The organism is Mesobacillus sp., assembly GCF_049588175.1.
Classification (GTDB): domain Bacteria; phylum Bacillota; class Bacilli; order Bacillales; family Cytobacillaceae; genus Mesobacillus.
Map to the genome: position 1 here is coordinate 1 of NZ_JBAVFI010000648.1, position 5351 is coordinate 5351.

The following is a 5351-nucleotide window of genomic DNA, read 5'->3' on the forward strand; positions in this document are numbered from 1 at the left end:
GGCCTTGCATCATTCCGCCTACCTGCGGCTGCATCGGCATCTGGCCTTGCATCATTCCGCCTACCTGCGGCATTTGATTTTCCATCATTCCACCGACTTGCGGCATTTGTGGTGGCATCTGATCCTGCATCATTCCGCCCATCTGGGGCATCTGTGGCATTGGCATTTCAGATGATTCATCATCCATCATTCCGCCCACTTGTGGCATCATTTGGTTATCCATCATTCCGCCCACCTGCGGCATTTGGTTTTCCATCATTCCACCTACCTGTGGCTGGTATGGCATTTGATCTTCCATCATTCCACCGACTTGCGGCATGTATGGCATCGGCGGATAACCATGAGGCATTTGCCCATATGGAGGACACCAGCCAGGACCAGGCATTACAGGAGAGATTGGCATTCCATAAAAGGCAGGTCCTGCCTCTGATTCAGGCGATACCTGTTGCTGCATATTTGCAGGCATATTTTCATCCATTTCAGGACTTAATGGCATTTGCATATTTGGATTGAATGACGATGATTCCATATCGTCCATTCCCATTCCCGGCATCATACCAGGGTATTGGCCAGGATAATTCATCGCTCCCTGCACTTGCGGATAAGGCATCATTTGCTGACCTGGATAACCATATCCAGGACCCGTCATAGATGGTGCACCGGGATAACAATTATATGGATAAGGGATCATTGGCTGTTGGTAACCTCCTTGGATATAAGGCATTATAGAAGGTGCTTCATCCATGAAATCATTCTTTTCAATTTTTATATCAGGTTTTATTTCCGATTTCACATTTGGTTTCACTTCTGCTTTTGGCAGCGGCTTGGCTTGAGGTTTGACTTCGGGTTTAACCTCTGGTTTCACTTCTGGTTTGATCTCTGGGAAAATATTCTCTGGCTTGGGCGGTAGTTGCGGCTTTAACTGTGGTTGCGGCTTTGGCTGTGGCTTTGGCTGCGGCTGCGGCTTTGGCGGGAGCTGCATGTTTGACATATTCAACATATAGTAATTGTTGATATCGATTTCAGGCATGATCTGCTTCGGCATTTTAGGGGTATATGGTTTCACTGCTTCTTCTTTTTTAATTGGCTTAGGTGCTTCTTGTTTTGGCATTTCCATTTTTGGAATTTCCATTTTTGGCTGCTCCTTGACCGGAGCCTCCTTAGGCACTTCTTTAACAGGTGCCTCCTTCTTCACTTCAGGCATTGATATAGGTTTCTCTTTGGCAATCGGCATTTCCTTTTTGCCACCCATATTGATTTTTGCTTGAGGCGTTCCACCGGAAATTGGAGCTTCTTTTTTTATGTTTCCTCCACCAGTTGGAACTTTTATTTTCATACCGGGCATAATCATATCAGGGTTGCTGAGCTGAGTATTCATCTTTTTCAGCTCTTCAAAGTTCACGCCGTACTTCTTGGCGATCTTCCAAAGAGTATCCCCTTTCTGTACGATATGGAGCTTCATTCTGATTCCCTCCTATGGCATAAGTCCATATATTGTATGTGGGTGTGGGCAATTTGCTAACAATCTTCAAAAAAACTTATGCTTCACTAGTTATAAATATGTTTCAACAAGCAACATTAAGCTTTTCCCAAAATAAAAATTCCTCCCCAACTGGGAAGGAACTCCTTTTTAAGATTGATGCAGCATTCTTTCAAGAGCAAGCTTAGCATTTTTCGATGTGTCTGCATCCACGTTAATGATATTGCATTCCTGCCCATCCATAATAGAATCAAGGCTCCATGCAAGATGCTGAAGGTCAATCCTGTTCATCGTCAAACATGGACACATATGCGGATTTAACGAAACAATATATTTATCTGGATGCTGTGTAATCAGGCGGTTCACTAAATTCATTTCCGTGCCGATTGCCCATTCTGTTCCCGCTGGTGAAGCTTTAATTGCGTCTATAATATAATTGGTCGACCCAGCCATGTCAGATAGCTGTACAACTTCATGCCTGCATTCTGGGTGGACAATGATTTTCATATTCGGATTTATTTTACGGATGTTTAAAATATTTTCAACCGTAAAGTTCTCATGGACAGAGCAATGTCCCTTCCATAGAATGATCTTCACTTTCTCTAGCGGGCCTTCAAACTCAAGGATGTTCTCAATCGGATTATATACTGCCATTTCATCCAAACCTATTCCAATATGATAAGCTGTGTTCCTTCCTAGGTGCTGATCCGGAAGGAAAAGGAGCCGTTCTTTTTGTGTAAAAGCCCATTGCACCATTTTTTCGGCATTGGAAGAAGTAACTGTGGCACCGCCATTAGCCCCTACGAAAGATTTGATCGCGGCAGTGGAATTTACATATGTCAAGGGAAGTATTGTATCGCCAAACAATCCCTGGAGGAATTCCCATGCACGTTCAGTCTGATAAATATCCGCCATATCAGCCATTGAACAGCCTGCCCTCATGTCCGGCAAGTAGACATTTTGATTGTCCCCGGTTAGAATATCAGCTGTTTCCGCCATAAAATGGACACCACAAAACACGATATGCTCCGCATCTCTGTTTTCTGCTGACAGCTGGGCTAGCTTGAGAGAATCACCGGTAGCATCAGCAAATTGTATGACTTCATCCTTTTGATAATGATGTCCCGGTATAAATAACTTCTTTCCCATTTTCGCTTTTATTTCCTTGATCAAGTCTTCCAGTTCCTGCACAGACATATTCCTGTATTTTTCAGGAAGCATTCTGGCTTTCGTATCAAGCGCCTCCAATAGATTCATGAATTCATCCCCCTTTTATTCCGGTATCACTTTTGCACTAATATCCAGCGACTTAACAGAATGCGTCAGGAAGCCGAGCGAAATATAATCTACTCCGCAATTACGGTAGCTGTGCAGATTTTCAAGAGTGATGCCGCCAGAAGCTTCCGTTAAAATCCCTTTTGGAACAGTGCCAATCCATTCCGCGATTTCTTCCGGTGTCCTATTATCGAACATAATGCAGTCAGCCTTTGCTTCTATAGCTTCCTTAAGCTGGGCTTCCGTCTCAATTTCCACTTCCACCTTCACCATATGACCGAGACTTGATTTCACTGTTTCCACAGCACCGATGATCGAGCCTGCAAATGAAATATGATTATCCTTGATCATGACAGCATCATACAATCCATAGCGGTGGTTGTACCCGCCTCCACATCGGACGGCATATTTTTCAAGCATCCGTAAACCAGGTGTTGTTTTTCTCGTATCACAAATTCTTGTTTTTCCGTTGTCTAAAACGGACACGGCCTGATGCGTTTTCGTCGCTATCCCGCTCATCCGCTGCACAAGATTAAGGACAACCCTTTCAGCTTTAAGCAAAGCGGAAATTGGGCCGGATATAGTTGCGAGCTCTTGCCCCTTTTTCACACGATCCCCGTCTTGCGCCATGACATTAACCTGACAGTTTTCATCCATTAAACGGAATCCTGTGTTAATAACTTGCTCTCCACAAAAAGTTCCGTCCTCTTTCGCAATGAAAACCATACTTCCTGTTTTTCCATTTCCGAATATCAACTCACTGGTTACATCACGGTCGCCAATGTCTTCAATAAAAAATTGTTCAAGTAGCAAGCGGAGTTTGATTGTATTCATGCTTCCCATCCTTTACTTTTTTTCGTTGGCGGATGATCCGTTTTTTCATCCAATTCGAATTATCTTCATTAGGAAAGTCATCCCTGTAATGACCGCCCCGGCTTTCTGTGCGTTCAAGTGCTGACTCAGTGATGAGGCAGGCTGTAATGTACATAAAGAACTGTTTGATTTCATCCGCCGACATTTGATCAAGAGAGACATCCATCCATTCCTCAAAACTGAACTGATCAAGCCATTCCTTTTGGGCTGTCAGCTTTGCTCTTGTCCGAACAATCCCTGCTCGGTCCATCATCGTTCTTTTTAATTCTTCCATTTCAGGGAGGCCCGCCAAAGGATGATAAAACTCTATCTTTATAGCATCAGATTTTTTAGTATTTTTATATACGGCCGGATTATGATTAATCCATTCTGCAAGCCTGCTGCCAATGAACATCCCTTCAAGCAAAGAATTGCTCGCTAGCCGATTCGCGCCATGTATTCCTGTACAGGCGGCCTCTCCAATTGCATACAATCCTTGAATATTCGTACGGCCCAGCAAATCTGTTTTCACGCCCCCCATGATAAAATGGCTGCCTGGCACAACCGGAATCAGCCCCTTATCAATCTCTACACCATTTTCTTTGCAAAGCTGGCTGATGGTCGGAAACCGATCGCAGAAATCCTCAATTTCAGTAATGTCCAAGTAGGTTTGAATACCCTTTTTTAAATATTCATAAATCGTTTGGGATACGATATGCCTCGGAGCGAGATCCATTAAGGGATGTATATCTTCCATGATCCTTTTTCCCTCACCAGTGACGAGGATTGCCCCATCCCCCCTGACAGCCTCGGAAATAAGGCCTCTTGTGCTGCCATTAACAAATAGAAGCGTCGGATGGAATTGAATGAACTCCATATCTGCCAGTTCAGCTCCAGCTCTATATGCAAGCGCCATGCCATCACCGGTAGCGGTTTCTGCATTTGAGGTAAAAGAATAAAGCTGGCCGCATCCCCCCGTTGCAAGAACTACATGATCTGCATAGTAAACTTCATTCTCTCCATCTGGGGTCTTTGCTTTTACTCCTATGCATGTATCCATTTGGTCATTTAAAATTAATTCATACACATAAACCGATTGCTCAATCGAAATATTGGAACCTAGGTTAGAACTAAAGAAATCCACCACATGCTTCCCAGTGGCATCACCGCCGCTATGGACGATTCTTTTCATGCTATGCGCACCTTCCAAACCTAATTGCAGCCTTCCATCCTGATCCTCATCGAATCTGCATCCGGCATGCCATATCCCTTTAATTAATTCAGGTGCTTCTTTCGTCATTGCTAGCACAGCTTCTGCATCATTATGGTGGCCGCCAGCTTCCAGCGTATCAAGATAATGAAAATAAGGATCATCGTTTATCCCGATTGCAGCAGCAATTCCTCCCTGGGCCAAATAAGAGTTGCAGGTATTCCACTCCATCTTTGTGAGAATAATCACATTTAATGTCTTTGTTAATTTATTGGCTAATTGCAACGCGGCAATTCCGCTGCCAATGATGATTACATCTGTTTGTTTCATAGATTCGCTGCCTCCTGGGTTAACAGGTGTCTTGACATATATATTTACACAGTTTTACACTGTTGACAAGAACTTTTAACATTTACCTATTTTTATAGCATTTACGAAGTTTCTTTTAATGGTTACATAGAGTTCTTTTAATATGTCAAATATATGTGGAGACAATTATGAAATATTTCGATTATGCGGCAACATGCCCGCTGG

4 protein-coding genes are annotated in these 5351 nt (G+C 43.5%); all 4 read right to left on the reverse strand.

Annotation, left to right across the window (positions count from 1 at the left end):
- Positions 1 to 1462 (reverse strand): SafA/ExsA family spore coat assembly protein (gene safA / locus WB217_RS15595; RefSeq protein ID WP_423994168.1); only part of this gene is annotated, 1462 nt, incomplete at its 3' end.
- A gap of 168 nt (positions 1463 to 1630) precedes the next feature.
- Positions 1631 to 2737, reverse strand: coding sequence for a quinolinate synthase NadA (gene nadA, locus WB217_RS15600; RefSeq protein ID WP_423994169.1), 1107 nt, complete (start codon positions 2735 to 2737; stop codon positions 1631 to 1633).
- 15 nt (positions 2738 to 2752) lie between these two features.
- Positions 2753 to 3589 carry a carboxylating nicotinate-nucleotide diphosphorylase gene (gene nadC / locus WB217_RS15605; RefSeq protein ID WP_423994170.1) on the reverse strand — a complete coding sequence of 279 codons (837 nt, stop codon included), beginning with the start codon at positions 3587 to 3589 and terminating at the stop codon, positions 2753 to 2755.
- On the reverse strand, positions 3558 to 5147 hold the full coding sequence (gene nadB / locus WB217_RS15610) for an L-aspartate oxidase (RefSeq protein ID WP_423994171.1): 1590 nt from the start codon (positions 5145 to 5147) through the stop codon (positions 3558 to 3560). The genes nadC and nadB overlap by 32 nt, the downstream gene beginning before the upstream one ends.
- Positions 5148 to 5351 lie beyond the last annotated feature (204 nt).

Coding starts and splice junctions, on each gene's coding strand:
- nadA (WP_423994169.1), bottom strand. CDS start 2,737: ATGAATCTATTGGAGGCGCTTGATACGAAAGCCAGAATGCTTCCTGAA.
- nadC (WP_423994170.1), bottom strand. CDS start 3,589: ATGAATACAATCAAACTCCGCTTGCTACTTGAACAATTTTTTATTGAA.
- nadB (WP_423994171.1), bottom strand. CDS start 5,147: ATGAAACAAACAGATGTAATCATCATTGGCAGCGGAATTGCCGCGTTG.